Here is a 22197-nt window from a genome sequence, read left to right as displayed (position 1 = left end):
TGTCTCGCTATACTCATCTTCATTAGCATCGTGTTTGTAGGAAGTTACTTCACCTCACATTGATGGTTACCATCCTTTATCCGCATCATTACACCGGGTAAAGTCTTCCTGCATACCTTTAGCTATACTGAATTGATTCAACTCTACATCAAAGTCATCTTCTTTGTGAGCTTATGTATCAGTTCACCCTTTGTGTTCTATCAAATATGGCGCTTTATCGTGCCCGGACTTCGACAACACGAACGCAACTTCGTCTGGCGCTATAGTTTAGGGTCACTCATTCTATTCGTATGTGGTATCTTACTGAGTTACTTTCTCGTCTTTCCCTACATTATTCAGTGGTCCTACCGTTTAGCTGTCATGATGCACATTCAACCCGTGATAGGTATGCGACAATATTTAGCCGAACTCATCAGATGGTTACTGACATTTGGCGTGCTGTTCCAAATACCTATCATCTTACACGGGCTCGCTTACTTTCAAATCTTTGATATCACTGAATATCGCCATTATCGGAAATATATTTACTTTATCAGCTTCGTCTTAGCAAGTATTATTGCGCCACCAGATCTCACGCTTAACATCATTTTGACCTTGCCTATCGTCGTTTTATTTGAACTGAGTATGTTAATTGTACGTTGGACGCATCGTACGCGCACTTCACACAAATAACCAGTTATAGATGAGGAACTTTCCTTTCTATAACTGGTTATATTTTTTTACTGTTCTTTCTTATTAGCTAACATGAGATAGATACCAATAGCGAGGAGCAAGACAACTTGGGCTCCTATTGACTCGATCGTCGGGTACCAGCCAATCCAGCTGAGCGTTGGCACCCCTGGTAAGTCGTGTCTCGGAATCATGTGGAGTAATTGTAATTTCTGTACACTCATTCCTAGCATTTTAAAAGTCATTATAAACAAAATAATCGTGAGGACTTTAAAAATATAGTGTAACGGAATCAATTTCACGATATAGCGATACAGCAGGCCGAAAATCACGAGTATGACGATCGCATACGCAATACCTGACACGAATTGCCACGCGGTAATGTTTCCAATCATACCGAGGTAGAACACAATCACTTCGACACCTTCACGCAGCACAGTAATCAAGCCAATCACACCGAGCAAGATGAGATTATTGCGTTGCATCGCATTCTGATAAATCTGTTCAACCATCGCATTCCAACGTGCCGCACTCGATCGGCGATGCATCCACAAACCGACGATAAACATCAGGATTACAGCAATAATACCCAGTCCCGCTTCCATACTTTCTCTCAACACACCTGTCTCGCCTAAGAGGTGGATGAACAGAAGTGCAATACCTAAACTCAATAAGCCACCTAAAATCGCACCACTGATGATACTTGTTGTACCGCGACGATCTTTCATCTCTCGCGTCATCGTTGTAAGTGTCATAATGATGAGTAAGACTTCCAAACCTTCACGTAAAAAGATTAGCATGACATCAAGGGACGTATAATGTTGAACTTGAATCGTATCTGCGATGCCTTTATTCAACTCGATAAGCCCTTGCTTCACATCATCTTTCGTCTTCTCACTCAGAATACCTTGATAATATGGAATTTGATTCTCGATTTGCGTATACAAACCTATATTTTTAGTTTGAATCTCACCTTCAACATAAGGCCAAATCTTCACAAACTGCGTAAGGGCCGCATCTGCTTTGTCGAGTTGATCATTATCGATTGCACGTATCGCTTCATCAAGTTGTTCATTTAACTGACTCGGTTGATATTTCCCTTTATCTTTCGAGGAAGTCGTTTGGTCTGCGCTATTGATAGATGATTGGAACGTATTCCAAGCACGCTCAACCTTTGAAGTATCTAGTGGTTCTTTCTCAATCGCTACTCGCATCTGCATGAGGCCGACTTCAATCTCGCCATACTTACCAACATCTTTATTACGAATGACAGATTCATGATTCTTCCACACAGAATTCACTTCACTGTTCAGCGATTTCAATTTCTCTTGATCTTTATTCTTGATTGCAGTAGTAAAATCCTTATCTTTTCCTTTAATGGCATCTTTGAGCTGTTTAATTTCGCCGCTATCATCTTTTTTATTTACTTGTTGTTCGTAGTCAATTAACGCTTTCGTCAAATCACTGTATTGCGTTGTCGTCTTTTTAGATGAAGCTGTGACGTCAACACCGTCTAACGCTTTCTGCACTTCTTGGCCCTTTTTAGAATCATTCACTTTTAAAGCATCGATTTGCTTTTTAACATGCTTCAAATCCTCTTGCTTCGTCTTCTTCGATGTGTGACTTTCATCCAAATGTTGTTTCGCATCTGTAATCGCCGCATAAACGTCACTAAAGGAAGTCTCCTCAGCCATTCGCGCTTGTCCTACGCAAAAGGACATAACGAGTAGTGAGATTAGGAGTACTTTAATTAAACAACGTCTCACCAAGATAACCTCCCTTACGCACGCCTGGTAACATCAAGAATAGCCCTGAACCACGATGTGTAATGTATTCATTTAACTTATCTACATTGCCAAGTTTGTTCTGAATGTCAATAAATTGTTGAGGATCTTTCTGAAAGCTAATAAACAGTAAGCCTGTATCATAGTTCCCAGTATCATCACTCGTACCACGCATGTAGTTGTATGCACGACGCAGAATATGCGTGCGCGCCTCTTTCGCTAAACGCGCATGTGCATCAGCTGGAATCGTAGGTTTTCCTGTACTGTCTTTCGCATCTAAATCAAGTTCATCGAATTCATCTTTCTTGCCAAGTGGGGCGCCTGAGTGACGATGTCGACCAAAGGTAGCTTCCTGCTCCTCAAGTGCCGTACGATCCCACGTTTCGATATGAATTTGAATCTTACGCAACACACAATACGTCGCATGTTTCGCCCAACCTTCATCAATAAACACGTAATCTTTATAGTCTTTCGTCGAACGCGGATTCTCTGTCCCATCTTTAAAAGCCATAATATTACGTGGCGTCTCTTTCGGCTTTCCGGACACGAAACCCGTTTCAGACCACCGTACTTTTACCGTATCTAAAAATGGTCGAATCAAGTTGTGAATCGCATGGAAAGCAACTTGCGGGTCATCTGCACAAGCTTGAATCATAATATCTCCGCCTGTATAGGCCTTCTGTAACTGATCACGAGAAAAATGGGGTAAGTCTTTCCAATTCTTCGGTTTCTTGTGGTCCAGCTTTAACTTCGACATAAAACTACTACTCACGCCAAAGGTCAAAGTTAAGCGACTCGCATCAATACCGACCGCTTCTCCTGTATCAATCGGAGGCAACAAGGTATTGTCGGAATTCTTACCGACCACATCCCCCTGCATCATCGCTTCAGAATACGTCGTCCACTGCTTAAACATCTTCTTTACTGCACTCAAATCTTTCGTCTTTAAATCAAGTACAGCCAAATTTAAATTCTTCTGATGTGGTGTCGTGATACCTGGCTGAATTTTGCCATGAAACTGATAGGATTGGTGAGGGTCATCTTCAGGCGTATCAAACGCCGACTTAAACGACCATACCCCGCCTACACCACTTGCGCCAATCGCCACACCTGCACTGCCAATACCTAACATTTTGAGAAAAGACCGACGTGAGTATGTCGGTCTTGTGTCGTTATTATGTGTCATTATTGATTAACCTTAGCCATTTGACTCAATGGTTCACCAAGTTCGTTAACCGCATCCGCGAATTCTTTGCGTTGCGCTTTCGAAACTTCTTCATAAGACTTGTAGCCATCGTCAGTCTTGAATTTATCGAGTAAACCATTCACTTTCGCAAATTTCTTCTCTAATTTGTCGCTTAACTTTTTATCTTTCTTCTTTAATGCAGGTTTAAACAGTTCATAAATCTTTTGCGCACCTTCAATATTGGCTTTGAAGTCGTACAAGTCTGTGTGAGAATAAATTTCTTCTTCACCTGATACTTTAGAAGTCGAAACCTCGTTCAAGAGATCGACAGAACCTTGAAGCATTAACTTCGGCGTAATGTCTAACGTATCTGCTTTCGCGTGAAGTTCTTTCGCATCTTTCAATAATTGATCGGCATCTTTCTTCGTTGTGTCTGTAATTGCTTTGCGTTCGTAGAGATCACGTTCAATCTTATGGTAACCTGTCCATTCGTCCGCTTTCTTCTCTTCTTCCATATCCGCTAAACGCGCATCAATCTTAGGATCTAAATCGCCAAACCCTTCAGCAACAGGTTCAGATCGTTCATAGTACATACGCACTTTCGGATACAGTTCCTTCGCTTTGTCCATATCATCTGCTTTCACAGCTTTAACGAAATCTTCTGTCCCTTTCAAGAATTTGTCTAATTCTTTACTCGTGTATGACTTGTAATCTTTCGTTGCCTGTTTCAACTCAGACTTTACATCACTCTCTTTCGAGCTATCTTTGTTGTCTTTGTGACTATCATTCGACCCACACGCACCAAGTAGTAACGCTGAAGAGAGTAATACTGCTGAAAGTTTTTTCATGTTGCCACCTCATAACATAAATTTTAGTTGCTAATTGCTAACATTTTATCATTTGATAATCATTTTCAATTAATTATAAAATGCTTTCTCATCCCCGTCAATATCGTATTTATACTTTTCGTAAAATTGACTTATTTTAACTGTAAAATGGTCAAAACTCGTCCCTAAAACAATACGCAAACTAATTGAGTCCATTGAGTCGAAGTGGTACATTGGCGTTATACATTACTATAGGTAAAGGGGTGCCAGAAATGTCCGAAACATTTAAAGCTTATGTCGTGAATCAACAAGATGGCGAATTCTCTAAAGGCTTTCAAGACTTCACTACAGACGACCTACCTGACGGCGATGTCTTGATCAAAGTGAAATATTCAGGTATCAACTACAAAGATGCCCTAGCAACGACTAAAGACAATAAGATTGTACAAAGTTATCCTATGGTGCCAGGTATCGATTTGGCTGGTGTCGTCGAACATTCCGACACTCCTGCGTTTGAAGCTGGCGACGAGGTCATTGTGACAGGATACGATCTCGGCGTGAGTCACTATGGCGGTTTCAGTGAATATGCACGAGTTGACGAGGATTGGATTGTGAAGAAACCGAAGGATCTCACACTCGAAGAAGCGATGATTTATGGAACTGCTGGCTTTACAGCTGGTTTAGCAATTGAGGAATTAGAACACAACGGTCTCTCTGTCGAACGTGAAAGCGTGCTCGTTCGTGGCGCAACAGGCGGCGTGGGCACGTTAGCGATGATGATGTTAGACGCCATTGGCTATGATGTCATCGCAAGTACAGGTAAAGATGACGTAGAAGACAACCTAAAATCATTAGGTGCCAAAGAAGTCATCCCACGTATCGAAGACTATGACAAGAAACCACTAGCGAAGCGTCAATGGCAAGCGGCAGTGGATCCAGTCGGTGGTTCAAGTCTGGCTCAAGTACTCAAGCAACTCCACCACAATGGTAGTCTCGCTTTGATTGGAATGACAGGTGGCAATTACTTCGAAAGTAGTGTCTTCCCATTCATCTTAAGAGGCGCGAATATTATCGGTATCGATTCTGTCACTGCATCAATGAAGATGCGTACGAAGATTTGGCGTCGACTCGCAAAAGATTTGAAACCTGACCAATTACACGATATTAAGACGACGATTTCATTTGATGACCTTGAAGACTACGTAGATAAAGTACTGCAACATGACAACTCCGGTCGAATCATTATCAAATTTGATGACTAATATAGATAATTTCACATTAATCCCGTTCGTCGCTCAGTCACGATAGATGTTGTTTAGGCTGGCGTTGAGTTGGAATTGGTGGGAATTGGTGTGACTCACTACAATTCTAATTGACGTTCAAACGAGATTAATGTGACTCTCTGCAATCTTGGCTGTGTGAAGGCCGGGGTTGCAGTTTTTTTGTGACCGGAGATAGAGTGCGTTGGGAGTTAGAGAGTAAGCTTAACGAATCGAACGATACATATAATAGTATTTCGAATTCGAGAACACAGAATTTTAAATTTATGCGGCGGTTTCTCGATAAGCAAGTTAGGACTACTAAAACGTTTGCCCAAATTATGATAAATTACCGACAAATTGCCTCTAAAACACATATAATTATTTACAGTTTTTTTATGAAAGCGTATACTTTACTTGTCTAAATTGACAGGAGGTACATAATATGGGAGTTAAAATAAATAAAAAGCTCATCTTCTTCCTAGGTGCCCTAGGAGGTTTGCTTTACGGTTATGATATGGGTGTCATCTCTGGTGCCTTACTTTTCATCAAAAATGATATTCCATACTCAAGCTGGACGGAAGGGTTTATCGTTTCAGCTATGTTAATCGGGGCGATCTTCGGTTCTGGTGTCAGTGGCCCAGTTTCTGATAGATTAGGTCGTCGCCGTGTTGTTTCAATCATTGCGATTATTTATATCGTAGGTGCGTTAATCCTTGCCTTAGCCCCTACTGTCTCAGTATTAATTATTGGGCGCTTTATCATCGGTCTTGCGGTAGGTGGTTCTACTGCTATTGTTCCAGTTTATCTTTCCGAAATGGCGCCAACAGAACATCGTGGTTCACTCAGTTCGTTAAACCAATTGATGATCACGATTGGTATCTTAGCATCTTACCTCGTTAACTACGCTTTCACACCAATTGAAGGTTGGAGATGGATGTTAGGTTTAGCGGTCGTACCATCACTCATTCTACTCATCGGAGTGGCATTTATGCCTGAAAGTCCACGTTGGTTACTCGAACACCGCAGTGAACAAGCAGCTCGTGACGTGATGCGCTTAACATTCCCAGAACACGAAATTGACAAAGAAATCGCGGACATGCGTGAAATCAGTCGTGTCTCTGAAAGTACGATGAAGGTGTTAAGCTCACCTTGGTTGCGTCCGACTATCATCATCGGCTGTATCTTTGCGTTATTCCAACAAATCATCGGTATCAATGCGATTATTTACTATGCCCCACGTATCATTAGTAAAGCGGGTCTAGACGAATCTGCATCTATCCTAGGTACAGTGGGTATCGGTACTGTAAACGTACTCATCACAATCGTTGCGATATTTATCATTGATAAGATTGACCGTAAGAAACTCCTCGTTACAGGAAACATCGGTATGGTCGCGTCTCTCGTAGTTATGGCAGTACTGATCTGGACGATGGGACTACACTCAGCAGCATGGATTATTATCCTTTGCTTAACAATCTTTATCTTATTCTTTGGCTTCACTTGGGGACCTGTACTATGGGTTATGCTACCAGAGCTCTTCCCTATGCGCGCCCGTGGTGCAGCTACAGGTGTCGCAGCGTTAATTCTATCAATCGGTAGTTTGCTCGTTGCACAATTCTTTCCTAAATTAACGGACGTACTACCCGTACAAGAAGTCTTCTTAATCTTTGCGGTCATTGGTATTTTAGCGATTATCTTTGTTGTAAAATACCTACCAGAAACGCGTGGTCGTAGCTTAGAAGAAATCGAAGCCGACTTACGTTCAAGAACTTCTGCCACAAATGTTAAAATGGAAGAAGATAAATAATATAAGATACGAAAAGGCATTTGAGACGTCGATCGCGGCGTTCTCAAATGCCTTGTTTTGTGTGGGAAGTTGTAGGTTCGAATGCTGGAAGTACGTTCGAATATTATATAAATTTTGTGGCGCCTAATTATTCTTTAAACCGTTGATATTTTAAGCGCTGGACTCACTTATTCTGTTAAGCGTGGTGTTGTGAATGATAGGATGAGTCGCATGGACTATATTTAATTTATTTAATTGAGCGATTCATACTCTAACATGTGATTGTTACCTACATAGTTGAACATTTCACTGAAAGTAAGGGGAACGTTTTTACATAAACACTTCACTCAAATTTCTCCTGCCATTTTATCCACACACTAATACCTTTTAAACATACCGGCTGAATGAGGTTCAGTATAATCAAAACCAAACTGACGATAGAGCTCATCAGCAGGATAGTCGGCCATCAGACTTACATACGTGCCCGCTTCAGCGATAGTATCAATATAGTGCATCACCTCACGCATAATCAGCTTGCCATATCCTCGTCCCTGATACGTAGGGTTAACAACGATATCTACAACCTGCAAGGCCGTACAACCGTCGCCTATCACACGACCTAGACCAATGAGTTGCTGCTCACTATAAAGCGCTACGGTAAACAGCGCGTTAGGCAACCCTTTACGTGCAGCAGCCAGTGATTTCGTACTCATACCCGCCACTTTACGCAAATCACAATACGCTTGAGGCTCTGGTGGTTCATGTTTAAGATGAATCATCGCACTCCCTCCTCAATTTGGATTAAATTATAGATACTTCTGCATAATCACTTGGTTAGATTCTTTAAACACATCGTTATGACTAGAGACGTAACCTTCTCTATTCGCATCAGGCTCGATATATTGTTTCGCTAAATTAGCCGCATTGCCTGCATCACTAAAAGCACTCGCGATAAGATGTACTTTCGCATCGTGGGCAACGATATCACCACACGCATAGATCCCTGGCACACTCGTAGACGTATTGCCAAAGCCTTTCACACGATATTCGTCATACATGTCTAACTGTGCTTGAGATGATTGCAACAAGCTATTCTCCCTATCAAAGCCGTGATTGATAATCACTTCATCGAAATGTTCCGTACGTTTCTCACCAGTCTCTAAATTCTCTAACACGACTTGATCGATACGCGTTTGCGATTGATCGCCTATCAATTCTGTAATATGCGTATTCGGCACTTTACGCACGTTTAAATCGTCCAATTTATCACGTACCGCTTCGTAACCCTTAATCTCAGACTTACGATAAATCAAAGTGACAGACTTCGCGTAGCCACTTAAATCATTCGCCCAATCAAGTGCGGAATTTCCTGCACCTGAGATGAGGATATCTTTATCCTTGAACTTGCGTAACGATTGCACCACGTAGTGCAAATTAGTCAGATGATAACGCTCAGCATCTTTAATTTCGAGCGGCTTCGGGTTAATAATACCATTTCCGATTGCGACAATTACCGCTTTAGACGAATAATGCGTACCATCTTCAGTGATCACTTCGAAATGACGTTCATCCAATTTCTGAATATCCACCACACGCTGGTTAAGCTGCACTTCTGGGTTGAAATACAACCCTTGCTTCACTGTATCTTGAATAATCTCATAGCACGGTTTCGGAGCTACGCCGCCAATATCCCAGATAATCTTCTCAGGATAAATTTGCATCTTGCCCCCTAACTCACTTTGAACATCCACAATGCGCACATCCATACCACGTAGACCTGCATAAAAGCTCGCAAATAAACCAGCAGGGCCTCCACCAATAATCGTTACATCTTTCATAACATAGCCTCCCAATAACATAGACCTATTCTTAGATTCAGTTATATTATGCTAGAAATGAGAAAGGTTATCAATAAATTGGTGTTGTGTGTGGAGGGGAAGAAAAATCTTATCAATGAATCGGCGTGGTGTGGAGGAAGGGGATGAGAGGAAGCAAGGAGTAAATGAGGAGAGGATCAAAATGCTTTTTATCGAATTGGATTGGAAAGTATTTGTAGCTTTTTTTATAAATTTATTCACTTTCTCATAATAATCTCCATTTGACAATTCACTTTTAGATACTATATTACCATCCTCATACTCATCTTTGACACTGTCTTTTGCCCATCTGTTTTAGCATTTAAATTAGTACCGGAGGATACCAATAATAGATTTTCCCGTATTTTTATCTTTAAAGACCACAGCTCCAACACCGTGTTCCTTATCTTCAAAAGAATCTTTATATTCGAGATTACTAGGAAATTTATCTTGTTCTTTTAGATAGTCAATTCTATCACTTACGCTTGATACTTTACCCTCAGAATTCCAAAAGTCTTCTATTTCATAGCTTAGTGAAGCTACACTACTTGTAGTTTCTGAATCTGGCTTTAAATTCTTTCCTTTAATGAATTCGCTACTTTTGGCCATTAATAACTCTCCTTTGTAGGTTGAAAATCTACTGAATCTCTGAAAAAATATTCGTTTTTCTTAAATATTATTTCGATTTCTTTATCTCCTTTAGTTGAAAAACTAGGTTTATTTCTACCGGTTATATTTATAGTCGCTTTATTATAAGGTGCATTATATATTTTTTTATTTTTTTGATTATATCATCATTATTAGTTACCTTATACGAACCTATGAATTTAGGTGAATTATAGTTATAATAATACTTTCCTTTTTTATTATGTATATCACTCTTTATATCGGAATATTGCACCATAAATTTAAATTTTTTGATTTTATTACAAATATTTTCATTAATATCTTTTTTTGTGGGTACTAGATTATTTTTTCTTAATTTCACTGGATATTTATTTATGTCATTTTTTCCACTATCACTGAATTTTTTTATATAGTAATAACCTGTAGCTTTTCTCTTATTTCTATCTATATAGAGAACTGCACCCTCACTTTTCAATATATTATTCTTTTTTTTCTTTATGGAAGAGTTTAATATCCATTTTCCTTTATCTCCTTTTTCAAAGTCTCTATTTTTTGTTCCTTGAATATCATAGAAATCTTCCAAATTTTTTTGGGGATAGATGCCTAACGAATCATATATATTCTTTTTTATTTGTTTATCGTGTCCGTATGATGTTGATTTATTACAACCACTTGTGCATAGCAGTAGAAATAAGCTAATAAAGACAATCGTTAATTTCAATTTTTTATTCATTGCTTTCTCTCCTCATAAATTTTTTAATTCATCTTATTGATATATCATTACCGACACTTAAAATACTACGCTATTAATTATCCTCGCTTTTCTTAGTTGGTTTGTAGGTCACTGCATCTCTGAAGTAACTCTTATTTTTCTTAAATGTTATTTCAATTTCTCTATTACCAATTTTATTTTCTTTAGGTTCGCCACTACCTGAAATATTCATTTCAGCTTTGTTATATGATACGTTGTATTTTTGCTTTAAACTCCTTACAATATCATCTTTATTTGTCAATTTATATGCTGCTTGGAATTCTGGTAAATTGCTGTTATAAAAATAATCCCCTTTTTTGTTCTTTATATTTTTATTTATATTTGCATATTGAATGAAGAAATTAAACTTGTTTATTTTTTTATTAACATTATCATTTGTATCTTCTTTAATTGAGATTAATTTATTTTTTTAATTTTATAGGATAGTGTTTCTCGTCAGTTTCGCCATGACCTTTAATATCTTCGATATAATAATAGCCTTCTGCTTGTCGTTTGTTTCGATCTAAGTATAAAATAGCACCTTCACTTTTTAATATCCCTTTCTTTTTCTTTTTCATAGCTGAATGGAATATCCACATCCCTTTATCATTCTTATCAAAATCATTATTTCTATCACCTTCAATATCATAGAAGTCTTCTAAATCTTTAGTGGGGTATACTTTTAATGAATTATCGATATTTTCTTTTATCTGTTTATCATGACCGAAAGAAGTCAATTTATTACAGCCACTGATACAGATAAGAGAAAATATGCATCCAAATATAAGAACTATTTTTAGCAGTTTTCTCACTTTCACTCGCCACCCGCTTATTTATTTAACTTATATGTATGTTTAAAAAATAGACCAACCAACTAACGTTAAAATACTCTAAAAGTAAGAAAGAACTAAACGTTATTTAACAACAAGAATTATAACTATGATTTTATTAAAAACTTGGCATATCGTATTTATTTAATTCGTGATTTACAATAATCAATTATATATATTATTCACTTTCATCAGCAGGCTGAAATGTCAATGTATCATAATAATTAAATTCAGTTTGTTTAAATTTTATTTTAATTCTCTTGTCTCCTATAACTTTATCTTCACTTCTACCATCACCTTGTATAATCATTTCTGCAGAGTTGTAAGGAATAGGATATCTTTTTTTAATTTGTTCATAATTTTATCATCTTCGTTTAATTTATATATTGCTTGAAAATCAGGTACATTAGAATTGGAATAATATTTTGCTTTCTTGTCTTTCAATTCTTTATTCAAATTTATATATTGACCAAAAAAGCGAAAATTTTTAATTTTATTTCTTATGTTTTTATCTCTTATATTTTTATCAGGTATAACTTTCCCATTTATCATTTTAACTTTATACTTTTTTCTATCAGCATTTCCATCATTAAAATATTTACGTATATGATAATACCCAGAGGCTTCTCTAGTATTCCTATCTATATGTGAGAACATACCTTCATCTACATAAGCCTTTCCTTTATTTCTAGCAAAAGATGAATGAATCACCCACTTTCCTTTATCTCCCTTTTTAAAATCTTCACTCTTAGCACCTTCAATATCATACAAATCCTCTAAATTCTTTATTGGATAAATTTTTAATGAGTCATGTATGTTCGTTTTTATTTGAATATCATGTTCATAAGATGTAGATTTATCACATCCATTTGTAAGAACAAGTAACGATAAACTAATAAGAATAATGGTTAAATTTAAGAATTTTTTCATCTACTTTACTCCTTTTAATCATCTAATTAAACCTTCATTTCCATGTGTGTTATTCTATTTAAATTACTTTTCACTTTGTTTTGTCGGTTGAAAATCAATAGAATCTTGAAAGTAATATTTGTTTTTCTTAAAATTAACTTTAATTTCCTTATTTCCTAAACTCGAAGACTTGGGTTTACTTCTTCCAATTATCTGCATTGTTGCTTTTTCATATGGTATTTTATATTTACTTTTTAAAGATTTAATTAGAGCATCCTTATCAGACATTTTGTATTCACTTACGAATTTAGGTAAATTATAATTATACGCATTCTTACCCTTTTTGTTTTCTATACTACTGTTAACATCTGTATATTGCACAAAAAAGTTGAATTTTTTTATTTTTTCACGTGTGTTTACATTTACGTTCTTACCGCTTGGTATTAGGTTGTTTTCTTTCATTTCAATCGGGTAATGTTTTTCATTCTTTTTACCATTATCTTTAAACTTATTTATATAATAATATCCTCTAGCTGTTCTTTTATTTCTATCTATATAAAGTACTGCTCCCTCACTTTTTAATTCATTATCTTTTTTAGTATTAATTGAGGAGTCTAAAATCCACTTTCCTTTGTCCCCTTTTTTAAAGTCCCTATTTCTAACGCCGTCAATATCATAGAATTCTTCTAAATTCTTTGTAGGATAAATACTTAATGATCTATGCATATTTTTATCTATCTCACTATCGAGTTTACTAGAATCATTTCTACCACAGCTACCTATAAAAAGTAGTGAGATGATACATAAACCTATAACAATCGTCTTATTTAACTGAAGCAAAATTTTTCCTCCTTCTGATTCTTTCTCACTTATAATTTTTTCAATAGATTCACTTACATGCTTGTTATAGATATCAATAGGCTTAATCTAACTATATGTATTTTCATTGATATTTTTCGTTTATTGCTCGTTTTTATATCTTTTTTATGTTTTGATTTTAGTGCTCTTAAAATCATAGCTTACCGAAGCCACAGCACTTGTTTTTTCTTAACTCTTACCTATTCTGTCATATCTAATTATTTCCTTTTTCACTATTCACTTTCATCCTTTTTATTAGGTTTATATATTAAATCGTCAGTTATATAGTAATTATTATTAAATGATATTTGAATGCTTTTATTACTAATTCCTTTTGTGCTAGGTTCTTGAGAGCCTTTAATTAATAAATCAGCTTGGTCATAATCTAGATTATATTGTGTTTTAACAGCTTTTAAAATTTCGTCTTGCTCATTTAAATTGTATCTTCCCTTAAAATTACTTACGTTAGGATTATAAAAGTACTTCCCTCTTTTTTTCTCAATGTTTTCATTTATATCAGTGTATTGAATTAAAAACTGAAATTGCTCTATTTTATTTTTAACTTGTTTACTGATATTGCTATTAATTGGATGTATTTTGTTATTCTTAAATATTACTGGATATCTTTTTTCAGTATCTTGATCTTTTTCTTTATAATCTGATATATAATAGTAACCTTTTGATTCTTTTTTATTTCTATTTATAAAAAGCATAGCTCCTTCACTATGTAACGAGTACTTTGTATTTTTATTAATTGATGTATCAACAACCCAGGTACCTTTATCCTCTTTTGCAAAGTCACTATCCCTACTACCTTTAATATCGTATAAATCCTCTAAGTTTTTAGTAGGATATATACTTAATGAATCATGAATATTCTTCTTTATTTGAATATCATGCTCATAAGATGTAGATCTATTACATGCACTCATACAGATTAGAAAAAGCAAACTTATAAGAATGATGACTGTTTTTAATAGTTTCTTCACTTTCTAACATCCTTTCGATCTACTTATTAATTCACTTCAAAAATATAAAATAAGTTTTACATGTTAATTGTAAGTATAACTATTTTCCTTTGTTTTCCTTAGTAGGCATAAATAAAAATGTATCATAGTAATTACATTTATCATTTTTAAATCTTATATTTATTTCTTTATCACCAATCTCTTCATTATTACCTTTTCCTTCACCTTTTATTGTCATTATTGCAGTTCTAAATGGAATAGGATACCTACTTTTAAGTTTTTGGAATATTTTATCCTTACTGTTTAATTTATAGATAGCTCTATAATTTGGAACATTAGAATTATAATCAATAGATGCTTTTTTATATTTTATTTCTTTATTTAGATCCACATAAATGTTCCGTTCTTCATAGTTTGCATAGAAGAATCAAATATCCACGTACCTTTATCATTTTCCTTAAAGTGGATATTTTTCGCACCTTTAATATCATAAATTTTTTCTAATTTTTTCGTAGGATATATACTTAATGAATTATGAATATTTTCTTTTATCTGTTTATCATGACCCAAAGTGGCCAACTTATTACATCCAGTAATATAAATAATCGGGAATAAGCATATACAAGCTAGGGCTATCTTTAATAACTTCTTAATAACATTCCCCTTTGTTGATAAGTTTAATTGAAGATGAAAAGCTGTCTAGCTTATTTTGACACATGAAATTCATTATTTTCACTCTTCATAATTCTTAAATTCAACTTAATGATATTTCATTACCGACGAGCAAAACGACATCCTAATAATTATTCTCGCTTTTCTTAGTTGGTTTATAAGTCACTCCATCTCTGAAATAACTTTTATTGTTCTTAAATGTTATCTCTATTTCTTTTTCACCTATTTCTAGATCTTTAGGATTTCCTCCTGTAATTTCCATTTTAGCGCTCTTATATGGAATTTGATATTTTTGTTTTAGCTCTTTTATAATATTGTCTTTATCTGTAAGCTTATATGTGCCAAAAAATTCAGGTAGATTAAAATTATAACTAAAGCTACCTTTCTTCTGCCTAATATCTTTATTTATGTCAGCATATTGAATGAAAAATTTAAATCTTTTTATCTTCTTCTTGATGTCAGAATTAGTAACTTTCTCACTTGGTACTAATTTATTATTTTTTAGTTCGAAAGGATATTTCCTTTTTTTATCTTTACCGTTATCTTTATAGTGTCTAATATAATAATATCCCTCTGCTTTCCTTTTATTTCTATCTAAATATAGAACTGCTCCTTCACTCTTTAATACATTATTTTTTTCAGTTTGCATAGAGGAATCAAATATCCACATCCCTTTATCTTTTTTCTTAAAGTCCCTATCTCTAGCACCCTCAATATCATAGAATTTTTCTAAATTCTTCGTTGGATAAATACTCATTGAGTTATGTATATTATTTTTAATTTGTATGTCATGACCAAATGATTTTATTCCACATTCTTTTACTGAGAAAATGACTAATAAGAGTACAATTAAACTCGCTACTGTTATACCTTTTCTTTTTTTAATTACTTTTCCTTTCGTTTTCATTTTGGCCTCAATCCTTCGTTTTAAATAATTTTCTTCATTATAATTTGGTTAATCATAAACAAACGTGATTACAGAATGAATAGTAGAACAATTAAACTAATAAACACTACTAAAGGGCGCAGTGTGTAAAAAACAAAGACCTTTCTTTTAGCAAAGAGAACTAGATCGATAATTAAATAAATAATAACGGCAAAGAAGCAAAGAAAAATTGCTACCACTATTAAACCTATGAGTTGATCAGTAACATCTGGTAGCGTTCTTTTAACACCTATAAATAAACATATTGCAGCCATGAGTAGACAAGTTAAACCTTTGACTTTACCTATTCCATGGCTCAGAATGATATTTTCTATTTCCTCTTCATCTTCTTCAGTTTGCGATTCTTTATGTATCAATTGATGTAATTTATATCTTTTTGGTTTTAGCCAAAAAGCGCGCGATGCTAGCCAAACGTAAACGACAAATCCTGTACAACTTATACTAACGATATTTTCTATTGAGTCATATTCCAAAGTTGGTGTCTTGTAATAAATCCAGAACATAATCCCAAAAACAATAAGATATAGAATAGTAGGTACTTTCCATGTGCCATCAGCTAAGAAGAGAGAGTTGATATTCAATAAATAATAAAAGCCAAAGACAATAACTAAAAATAGTAAAAATATAAACATAATACACTACTCCATTTCCATAATTTTAGTCTTAATATCTACCCGGTTGAAATTCTCATGATAGTTAATGATGTGATAATAAGGTGAGATAATTTTAAAATCGTTCTCACGTGCAAAGTAATTAAAATCTTCAATCACTTGTGTTTCTTCTTGTTCATAATTCTGATTCTTAATGCGCCCGTGTAACATTTCTTCGATAATCAAATAACTACGAAAATTGACTTGTTCATCAGGTATATGTAGATTCGTAATGGGTATATAAAAAGTGACATTAATGTGTTGATCTAAAGTGATTTGAGTAATCTTAGCAATCACGATATCTTTCATTTCAAGTTCTCTAATAGCGCAAAGCTTTAAAAAATCAGTTAAATAATCACCCATTTCATCCAAGGGAATATCTAAGTATTCTTTGTAAACGAGATTTTTATACATCATGTTGGATAAGCCGTGTTGATTCATTATATTTCCTCCTCATCCACATTCACTTCAGCGTGAATTTCATATAGATGTCCACCTGGATATGGCAACAATACGTGATAGAAATCGCTATTTTCTAGAGTAATTTCATTCTCGTGTGCGGAGTTTTTAATTTCATCATATATGTCCTCAAACTCTTCTTCATAAAAACATTTGTGACTGATAGTAGGTAAGACATCTAGTAGAGGCTCATAACTGATATTTAATTCTGGAATAGGATCTATCGGTGCATTGAGAGGAATATAAACGACGTATTTATATTCACCAAGTCCAGCTACTTCCTTAGTAAAAATAACCGGACCTGTAGTATAAATCTCCTCACTTATAAAAAATTCCTTAATTGCCAATAAATCATCTTCCCATTCTTCTTCATTAGATACTATTTCAGTTTTTGCACAATAAGGCATAATCAGTAAATCTAATTCCATGTTTCTCCTCCTAAATTACTATTATATTTGTATGTTATTTTTTATTTTCTGGCATAGGTGGTTTTCTACTATTTCGTACAGATTCAAAGTATATTTTGAAAACAGCATTGATAGCGAATACTAAGAATCTATTCATTATCAGCGCCCCACCGACATACACTAAGACACCTTTATTATGGTAGACATCAGGAATTGTTAAATATAAAACAATCATTATTGGATAAAATAACAATGAAACGCCTTTTAAAATTATATATAAGACACCTTTGGGTTTAGCTGGGTTTTTGAGATATAAAAAATCACTAAATAAATTTGATAAAGTGGTAATAACAATAGTTGCAAACCCTATGTACCAATAAGAAGTTAATGTAAGGTTTACTTGTAATGCCATAAAGAAATACATGTTATAAGCTGCTATCATAAAACTAAACGAAGATAAAATTGTAAAAATATAAAAGTACTTCCACCAAGAAATTTTTTTATAGCTCGGATTGAAAATTAATTGAATGAAACTCACTATACATAATACAGCTACACCAATTGAGCAAACTAAAAGTCTAGGTGGACATTCATGTATATCTACGTAATTAAAAGTTATAAAACCATAGAGTGTTGTAAGTAAAGCTGCTACGCTAAGAATCTGAGGTATAGGGAATCTTAATTGATAGTAATAATTATTTATCATTTAAGTTCACTTCTTCCTAATAAAACTTTGTAAAAAGATAATTAAACTAAAATATATCTAATAAAGTGTTAATTATTTTTTATAAAATAATCATCATTATCTGGGTTTTCACCGTGGTCAATATCATATTTATATCGACTATACATTAAAAACATAAATGCTGAAGCTACTTGAGAAAATACTGTAATTACAATTAACCCTAAAAATAAAAAAACGATTATTTATTTCTTTAGGTACAATGAAATATAATATTATAAATATTATATATACTAAGCATCCTATACCTCTAAAAATATAACTATAGTATTGTCCTTTCATAGATTTAGCTTTAACCATAATAATATTAGATATGATATTGATGCTGAAAAACACTAACATCGATATAAACTCAATATTCCAATATATATAAACATAATTAAGACTCTGTATAGCTACAAAAAAATACATGTTGAAAAATGACATAATAACGACATAACACATACTTACTGAAAGTAAAAAATAAATGTACCATAGCTTAACTTGAGATGTTTTTGGTTTAATAAACAAAAGTAAGAAACCAATGCTTACCAAAATCAATTCTATTAGAGTAGTTATTAATAGGTATGTTGGTGTCTCCTGAAGTGTTAATCCAAATTTATAATTTAGCAGGGAAAATCCGATAAATAATAATGCTACTGAAGCTAAAACTTGTGGTATAGGTTGCCTTAATTGTCTATAACTATTCATTAAATCTTCCTTTCAATTAACTATTTTCTTTTTCTTCTAAATTACATGACTTATAGCTTTCCCAAATTTAGCTGAACCTTTCATTAACCCTTTTGTTGCGCTTTTACTGACACTAGAATATTGACTCTTAATTTTCTTCTTTGTATGGTTAAAACTATTTCGTATGTCATTTACTTTTTTATTCGCTTTATCTTTAGCATAATCCTTAATACTCTTGTTATTTTTAAATTTGTACTCTGAAACGAATCCTACAGCAGCTCCGGCCAATCCCCCAACTGCCGTTCCTACAGGCCCACCAATAGCGGTACCGATGGCTGCACCAGTAGCACTACTTGCCCCCAATACACCTAAATCAACTGCAGAATCAACTAACTTCTTCTGTAATGATTTTTTACTATTGAAGTTATGTGCAATAGAAACAATACCACCAAGTGGGCCTAACGCTTTTGAACCATATTTCATCACTTTAGAAACTTTGCCTAACGAGTTTAGTCCTTTGAATTCTTTCCACTGCTTTAAAGAGAAGTCTTTAATGTCTTTCTTGCTAAATAGTTTTTTGGCCTCTTTAAAAGATAATATTCAAACATTACATCTGATTAATTATGTATACAATATTAAAATATTTTAAAATAAAATTAATAATTAACTAATAACATCCGTTTAAGTATCACCTGTTTTCATAAGATAAACCAACATTTTCTATTTAGTTTTGTTTAAAACAGTGATAAATTATATTTAGTGGCTAGCCAAAATATATACTACTATAAATCATCCTTTAAATAAACACTATATATTATAACAACGTTTCAACCGTTACTTTTATAATATAAATCTCTATATAATTATACTAATATAGATAAATAATAATTTTTTAATAACTACGGTTTTTAAAATTCATTATATATGAGGTGGCTTATGAGAAAATATATACTATCTATAATATTAATTTCTTCCCTAGTGCTTAATGGGTGTGACTATAAAAAGAAAGATAAATCAGTACCTGACTTTATGCCTGCAGAGGAGTATACAGGACAAGGTTATAATCCAAATAATGATGACAAGGCTATGACAAATCCTCCTGTCACAAAGAAGGATAAAAAATTCTTAAAAGAGAACAAAACAGAATTCGAAAAATTAGTAAAACAATTTTATAAAAAGAATTTCGATTTGAATGTTAAGATCACTAATATAAAACCTTTAAGTAGATGCGGAGTTCGAGTTTTTTTCATTGTAATGATAAAAATATAGTATTTGATTCATTTCATGAATTTGACAAATCTGATTTGAACAATAAAAAGAAAGCATTAAAAGTAAATGATGAATATTCCGAAAATCTTGTTATGGATGTTATTAGTGGATTCGAATATCGTGCCCAAAAAGAAAAGTATGACAATTTATTTCGTTATTTAGCTAAAAATAAAAATAAATATCATTATACTGGTTATACAAAAGAAGCGTTGCGAAATACTATAGGAGATGGATATGAAAATGAGTACTTTAATATCTCTGGATATCCAGTTACTATAGAGGAATATCATCAATATTTTGAACCCTTATTATATTTAAATCAAAGAGATTTCAAAAATAATTACGAAAATGCTAAGAAATTAATAAGTACAGATTATAAAAATACCTTAAGGACTAATTTATTTAGTAAACGTAAAGATTACACTCGACACAATAATCATTCCACTGTTTTAAAAATGGCCAAAGAAATTAAATCACGAAAAAAAGATATGCCTGAAGATACTGAAATACATCTTGAATTTCAAGAAGATAAACTTGAGACCAAACAACCATATTGGGGAAATATGAATCCTACTTCCTATGGAATATTTACAGAAGTGGATGATTAAGCTTACTATATTAAACCTTTTTTCACCCACCACAAAAAGGAGTGACGCATGTCACTCCTTTAACTCTGACTTATTCTATTTTCGCATTTGCTTGACTATTCGCAACCTCGTCGCTTCGATGTTTATTATATCTGCCTTAACTTCCACTAAGCGCAACCGCCTAGCCCCAGCCTTTCAACTCAATCGTTCGTTTCGCACGATTGTCTATAATTAGAACACTAAGCCTCCCAAATCAATCATACAACTCGCGGGACTGTCTTTAGCTAGAACACTTAATCTTTCTTAACTGGATCTTTAATAATGGCTTTTCTTAATAAGAAGAATAAGAGTACGAACCCTGCAGTAATAATCGTATGACCGATACCGGCAAAGCCTGCGAATGATTCGGGCACGTGCCAACCGATAACTTGGTATGTTCCTTTAACTGCCATCATGCCGACAGTAACGATGACGCCGATATTGTAAATAATAAAGAACCAATTAAATAGATAATAGGAACTTAATTTAAATACTTTTACGAGTGGAAGTAAGAGTAAGTGCATCATCATACCTAGGATGAGTGTGTGGGTATGGACGACCACAAGTTGTGTATCGCCGGTAAAGTGATGTGCAACGGTGAGTTCGCGGTAGTAGAATCCACTGAACAAACCAATTGCCGTATAGAATAAGAACGCATATAAGACTCTGCGCATAGTCAGTCCTCCTTCAAGTGAAAGGAGCGGTGTACAATATCCCCCTCTTGCTTGAGGGACCACCGAACTCCGCTAAATGTCATTCAGCCCAACCTTCAGCGATTCACCTCACAGCGTTTACATATTGAATGCCCGCTTCTCACTCTTTCTCTATCACTTCTATTCTATCATGATTTACGTGATTTCTTAAAAATTGCAACGAGGGACAAGATAATTGCCACAATGGAAAGAATCCATAGACTTACTGGTGCGTGATCTGCTTTCGCATCATCGTCACCGTTATCGTCCTGCGCTGCACCTTTCTTCACTTTCGTTACTGGTGCAGGTGTCTCAGCATCTTCGCCACCAGTCCATTTCACTACATCGCCATTGTCATAAGTTTGATAGGCTTTCCAGCTAAACTCGCCTTCTTTGTCAGGATTGGCAACTTGGATTGGTAAATCAATAAATTCGTTCGGACCGATGCCATCTTTCTTCGCAGTCCAAGTAATTTTCTTGATATTACCTTTTTTATCTTTCGTAAAATGATGGTCAAACGTTGCGTCGGGTGCTACACCTACGACTTCGACACCTTTTGGAACTTCGAGTTCAATTTTATTTGTATTCGCGTCTTTCTCAACTGGTACACGTACATCATATTTTTCATAAGAACCAGGTTCACTCGTATCAGGGTTTAATGTCACATGTGCTTGAGCCACCGACACGAGGCTTAATGCGATAACGCCTGTAATCATCGTCGCAATAATTTTACGTAACATCATAATCCTCCT

The 22197-nt window shown here is 34.4% G+C and carries 23 protein-coding genes and 2 pseudogenes; 4 read left to right on the top strand and 21 right to left on the bottom strand.

Going from position 1 to position 22197, the window contains the following annotated elements; genetic code table 11:
• Positions 1-78: 78 nt before the first annotated feature.
• Positions 79-672 carry a twin-arginine translocase subunit TatC gene (locus tag HMPREF2802_RS09330; RefSeq protein ID WP_070503929.1) on the top strand — a complete coding sequence of 198 codons (594 nt, stop codon included), beginning with the start codon at positions 79-81 and terminating at the stop codon, positions 670-672.
• A gap of 47 nt (positions 673-719) precedes the next feature.
• On the opposite strand, the gene HMPREF2802_RS09325 is transcribed toward HMPREF2802_RS09330, so the two are convergent.
• From HMPREF2802_RS09325 to efeO, 3 genes are read right to left on the bottom strand one after another with little or no spacing between them, the layout of a single operon-like run.
• Positions 720-2435: an FTR1 family iron permease gene (locus tag HMPREF2802_RS09325; RefSeq protein WP_070503926.1), complete on the bottom strand. Its 1716-nt coding sequence runs from the start codon at positions 2433-2435 to the stop codon at positions 720-722.
• Complete coding sequence (efeB, locus tag HMPREF2802_RS09320; protein WP_070503923.1) at positions 2416-3639, bottom strand: iron uptake transporter deferrochelatase/peroxidase subunit; 1224 nt, start codon at positions 3637-3639, stop codon at positions 2416-2418. The genes HMPREF2802_RS09325 and efeB overlap by 20 nt, the downstream gene beginning before the upstream one ends.
• On the bottom strand, positions 3639-4487 hold the full coding sequence (gene efeO / locus HMPREF2802_RS09315; protein WP_070503920.1) for an iron uptake system protein EfeO: 849 nt from the start codon (positions 4485-4487) through the stop codon (positions 3639-3641). The genes efeB and efeO overlap by 1 nt, the downstream gene beginning before the upstream one ends.
• Positions 4488-4738: 251 nt before the next feature.
• Between efeO and HMPREF2802_RS09310 the strand changes: the two genes are divergently transcribed.
• Positions 4739-5728 carry an acrylyl-CoA reductase family protein gene (locus tag HMPREF2802_RS09310; RefSeq protein ID WP_002472619.1) on the top strand — a complete coding sequence of 330 codons (990 nt, stop codon included), beginning with the start codon at positions 4739-4741 and terminating at the stop codon, positions 5726-5728.
• Positions 5729-6170: 442 nt separating this feature from the next.
• Complete coding sequence (locus HMPREF2802_RS09305) at positions 6171-7535, top strand: glucose transporter GlcP (protein ID WP_002472623.1); 1365 nt, start codon at positions 6171-6173, stop codon at positions 7533-7535.
• 356 nt (positions 7536-7891) lie between these two features.
• On the opposite strand, the gene HMPREF2802_RS09300 is transcribed toward HMPREF2802_RS09305, so the two are convergent.
• From HMPREF2802_RS09300 to HMPREF2802_RS09220, 16 genes and pseudogenes are all read right to left on the bottom strand, one after another.
• Positions 7892-8293: a GNAT family N-acetyltransferase gene (locus HMPREF2802_RS09300; protein WP_070503917.1), complete on the bottom strand. Its 402-nt coding sequence runs from the start codon at positions 8291-8293 to the stop codon at positions 7892-7894.
• A 27-nt stretch (positions 8294-8320) separates the two neighbouring features.
• The gene (locus HMPREF2802_RS09295; protein ID WP_070503914.1) at positions 8321-9352 is read right to left on the bottom strand and encodes an NAD(P)/FAD-dependent oxidoreductase; all 1032 of its coding nucleotides are present in this window, start codon (positions 9350-9352) and stop codon (positions 8321-8323) included.
• Between the two features lie 345 nt (positions 9353-9697).
• Positions 9698-9979, bottom strand: a complete 282-nt coding sequence (locus HMPREF2802_RS09290; RefSeq protein ID WP_070503911.1) for a hypothetical protein — start codon at positions 9977-9979, stop codon at positions 9698-9700.
• Between the two features lie 127 nt (positions 9980-10106).
• Positions 10107-10730 (bottom strand): Csa1 family protein, encoded by a 624-nt coding sequence (locus tag HMPREF2802_RS09285; protein ID WP_070503910.1) that lies wholly within the window; start codon positions 10728-10730, stop codon positions 10107-10109.
• Positions 10731-10803: 73 nt separating this feature from the next.
• A pseudogene (locus tag HMPREF2802_RS12435) lies at positions 10804-11560 on the bottom strand (tandem-type lipoprotein).
• Between the two features lie 324 nt (positions 11561-11884).
• Positions 11885-12508 carry a tandem-type lipoprotein gene (locus tag HMPREF2802_RS09275; protein ID WP_070503907.1) on the bottom strand — a complete coding sequence of 208 codons (624 nt, stop codon included), beginning with the start codon at positions 12506-12508 and terminating at the stop codon, positions 11885-11887.
• Positions 12509-12571: 63 nt separating this feature from the next.
• Positions 12572-13327 carry a tandem-type lipoprotein gene (locus tag HMPREF2802_RS09270; protein WP_070503904.1) on the bottom strand — a complete coding sequence of 252 codons (756 nt, stop codon included), beginning with the start codon at positions 13325-13327 and terminating at the stop codon, positions 12572-12574.
• Between the two features lie 251 nt (positions 13328-13578).
• Positions 13579-14334 (bottom strand): Csa1 family protein, encoded by a 756-nt coding sequence (locus HMPREF2802_RS09265; RefSeq protein WP_070503902.1) that lies wholly within the window; start codon positions 14332-14334, stop codon positions 13579-13581.
• Positions 14335-14413: 79 nt separating this feature from the next.
• Positions 14414-14704 carry a Csa1 family protein gene (locus HMPREF2802_RS09260; protein WP_070503899.1) on the bottom strand — a complete coding sequence of 97 codons (291 nt, stop codon included), beginning with the start codon at positions 14702-14704 and terminating at the stop codon, positions 14414-14416.
• Positions 14695-14883 (bottom strand): Csa1 family protein, encoded by a 189-nt coding sequence (locus HMPREF2802_RS12485; RefSeq protein WP_369008188.1) that lies wholly within the window; start codon positions 14881-14883, stop codon positions 14695-14697. Before HMPREF2802_RS12485 ends, HMPREF2802_RS09260 begins: the two co-directional genes overlap by 10 nt.
• 226 nt (positions 14884-15109) lie before the next feature.
• The gene (locus HMPREF2802_RS09250) at positions 15110-15892 is read right to left on the bottom strand and encodes a tandem-type lipoprotein (RefSeq protein WP_070503894.1); all 783 of its coding nucleotides are present in this window, start codon (positions 15890-15892) and stop codon (positions 15110-15112) included.
• A 68-nt stretch (positions 15893-15960) separates the two neighbouring features.
• Entirely contained in the window at positions 15961-16563 is a 603-nt protein-coding gene (locus HMPREF2802_RS09245) for a DUF5080 family protein (RefSeq protein WP_070503891.1), read from the bottom strand.
• A 6-nt stretch (positions 16564-16569) separates the two neighbouring features.
• Entirely contained in the window at positions 16570-17022 is a 453-nt protein-coding gene (locus HMPREF2802_RS09240) for a DUF5085 family protein (RefSeq protein ID WP_070503889.1), read from the bottom strand.
• Complete coding sequence (locus HMPREF2802_RS09235; protein WP_070503887.1) at positions 17022-17468, bottom strand: DUF5085 family protein; 447 nt, start codon at positions 17466-17468, stop codon at positions 17022-17024. Before HMPREF2802_RS09235 ends, HMPREF2802_RS09240 begins: the two co-directional genes overlap by 1 nt.
• A gap of 34 nt (positions 17469-17502) precedes the next feature.
• Positions 17503-18153 (bottom strand): DUF5079 family protein, encoded by a 651-nt coding sequence (locus HMPREF2802_RS09230; protein ID WP_070503884.1) that lies wholly within the window; start codon positions 18151-18153, stop codon positions 17503-17505.
• A 762-nt stretch (positions 18154-18915) separates the two neighbouring features.
• The gene (locus HMPREF2802_RS09220) at positions 18916-19341 is read right to left on the bottom strand and encodes a hypothetical protein (protein ID WP_070503879.1); all 426 of its coding nucleotides are present in this window, start codon (positions 19339-19341) and stop codon (positions 18916-18918) included.
• A gap of 441 nt (positions 19342-19782) precedes the next feature.
• Between HMPREF2802_RS09220 and HMPREF2802_RS09215 the strand changes: the two are divergent.
• Positions 19783-20735 (top strand): annotated as a pseudogene (locus tag HMPREF2802_RS09215) (DUF1672 family protein).
• 272 nt (positions 20736-21007) lie between these two features.
• Here HMPREF2802_RS09215 and HMPREF2802_RS09210 read toward each other — a convergent pair.
• Positions 21008-21427 (bottom strand): DUF2871 domain-containing protein, encoded by a 420-nt coding sequence (locus HMPREF2802_RS09210; protein ID WP_049409845.1) that lies wholly within the window; start codon positions 21425-21427, stop codon positions 21008-21010.
• Positions 21428-21594: 167 nt separating this feature from the next.
• On the bottom strand, positions 21595-22185 hold the full coding sequence (locus HMPREF2802_RS09205) for a YcnI family copper-binding membrane protein (RefSeq protein WP_070503876.1): 591 nt from the start codon (positions 22183-22185) through the stop codon (positions 21595-21597).
• Positions 22186-22197: the final 12 nt, after the last annotated feature.

This window comes from Staphylococcus sp. HMSC071G07 (assembly GCF_001811435.1).
GTDB lineage: Bacteria > Bacillota > Bacilli > Staphylococcales > Staphylococcaceae > Staphylococcus > Staphylococcus pettenkoferi.
This window is presented reverse-complemented; position numbering and strand designations above follow the sequence as displayed.

Bases quoted from the DNA above. Each gene is read 5' to 3' on its own strand.
- HMPREF2802_RS09235 (WP_070503887.1), bottom strand. From the start codon at position 17,468: ATGGAATTAGATTTACTGATTATGCCTTATTGTGCAAAAACTGAAATA.
- HMPREF2802_RS09300 (WP_070503917.1), bottom strand. From the start codon at position 8,293: ATGATTCATCTTAAACATGAACCACCAGAGCCTCAAGCGTATTGTGAT.
- HMPREF2802_RS09220 (WP_070503879.1), bottom strand. From the start codon at position 19,341: ATGAAATATGGTTCAAAAGCGTTAGGCCCACTTGGTGGTATTGTTTCT.
- HMPREF2802_RS09295 (WP_070503914.1), bottom strand. From the start codon at position 9,352: ATGAAAGATGTAACGATTATTGGTGGAGGCCCTGCTGGTTTATTTGCG.
- HMPREF2802_RS09310 (WP_002472619.1), top strand. From the start codon at position 4,739: ATGTCCGAAACATTTAAAGCTTATGTCGTGAATCAACAAGATGGCGAA.
- HMPREF2802_RS09210 (WP_049409845.1), bottom strand. From the start codon at position 21,427: ATGCGCAGAGTCTTATATGCGTTCTTATTCTATACGGCAATTGGTTTG.
- HMPREF2802_RS09290 (WP_070503911.1), bottom strand. From the start codon at position 9,979: ATGGCCAAAAGTAGCGAATTCATTAAAGGAAAGAATTTAAAGCCAGAT.
- HMPREF2802_RS09245 (WP_070503891.1), bottom strand. From the start codon at position 16,563: ATGTTTATATTTTTACTATTTTTAGTTATTGTCTTTGGCTTTTATTAT.
- HMPREF2802_RS09285 (WP_070503910.1), bottom strand. From the start codon at position 10,730: ATGAATAAAAAATTGAAATTAACGATTGTCTTTATTAGCTTATTTCTA.
- HMPREF2802_RS09240 (WP_070503889.1), bottom strand. From the start codon at position 17,022: ATGAATCAACACGGCTTATCCAACATGATGTATAAAAATCTCGTTTAC.
- efeB (WP_070503923.1), bottom strand. From the start codon at position 3,639: ATGACACATAATAACGACACAAGACCGACATACTCACGTCGGTCTTTT.
- HMPREF2802_RS09305 (WP_002472623.1), top strand. From the start codon at position 6,171: ATGGGAGTTAAAATAAATAAAAAGCTCATCTTCTTCCTAGGTGCCCTA.
- HMPREF2802_RS09205 (WP_070503876.1), bottom strand. From the start codon at position 22,185: ATGTTACGTAAAATTATTGCGACGATGATTACAGGCGTTATCGCATTA.
- HMPREF2802_RS09250 (WP_070503894.1), bottom strand. From the start codon at position 15,892: ATGAAAACGAAAGGAAAAGTAATTAAAAAAAGAAAAGGTATAACAGTA.
- HMPREF2802_RS09230 (WP_070503884.1), bottom strand. From the start codon at position 18,153: ATGATAAATAATTATTACTATCAATTAAGATTCCCTATACCTCAGATT.
- HMPREF2802_RS09275 (WP_070503907.1), bottom strand. From the start codon at position 12,508: ATGAAAAAATTCTTAAATTTAACCATTATTCTTATTAGTTTATCGTTA.
- efeO (WP_070503920.1), bottom strand. From the start codon at position 4,487: ATGAAAAAACTTTCAGCAGTATTACTCTCTTCAGCGTTACTACTTGGT.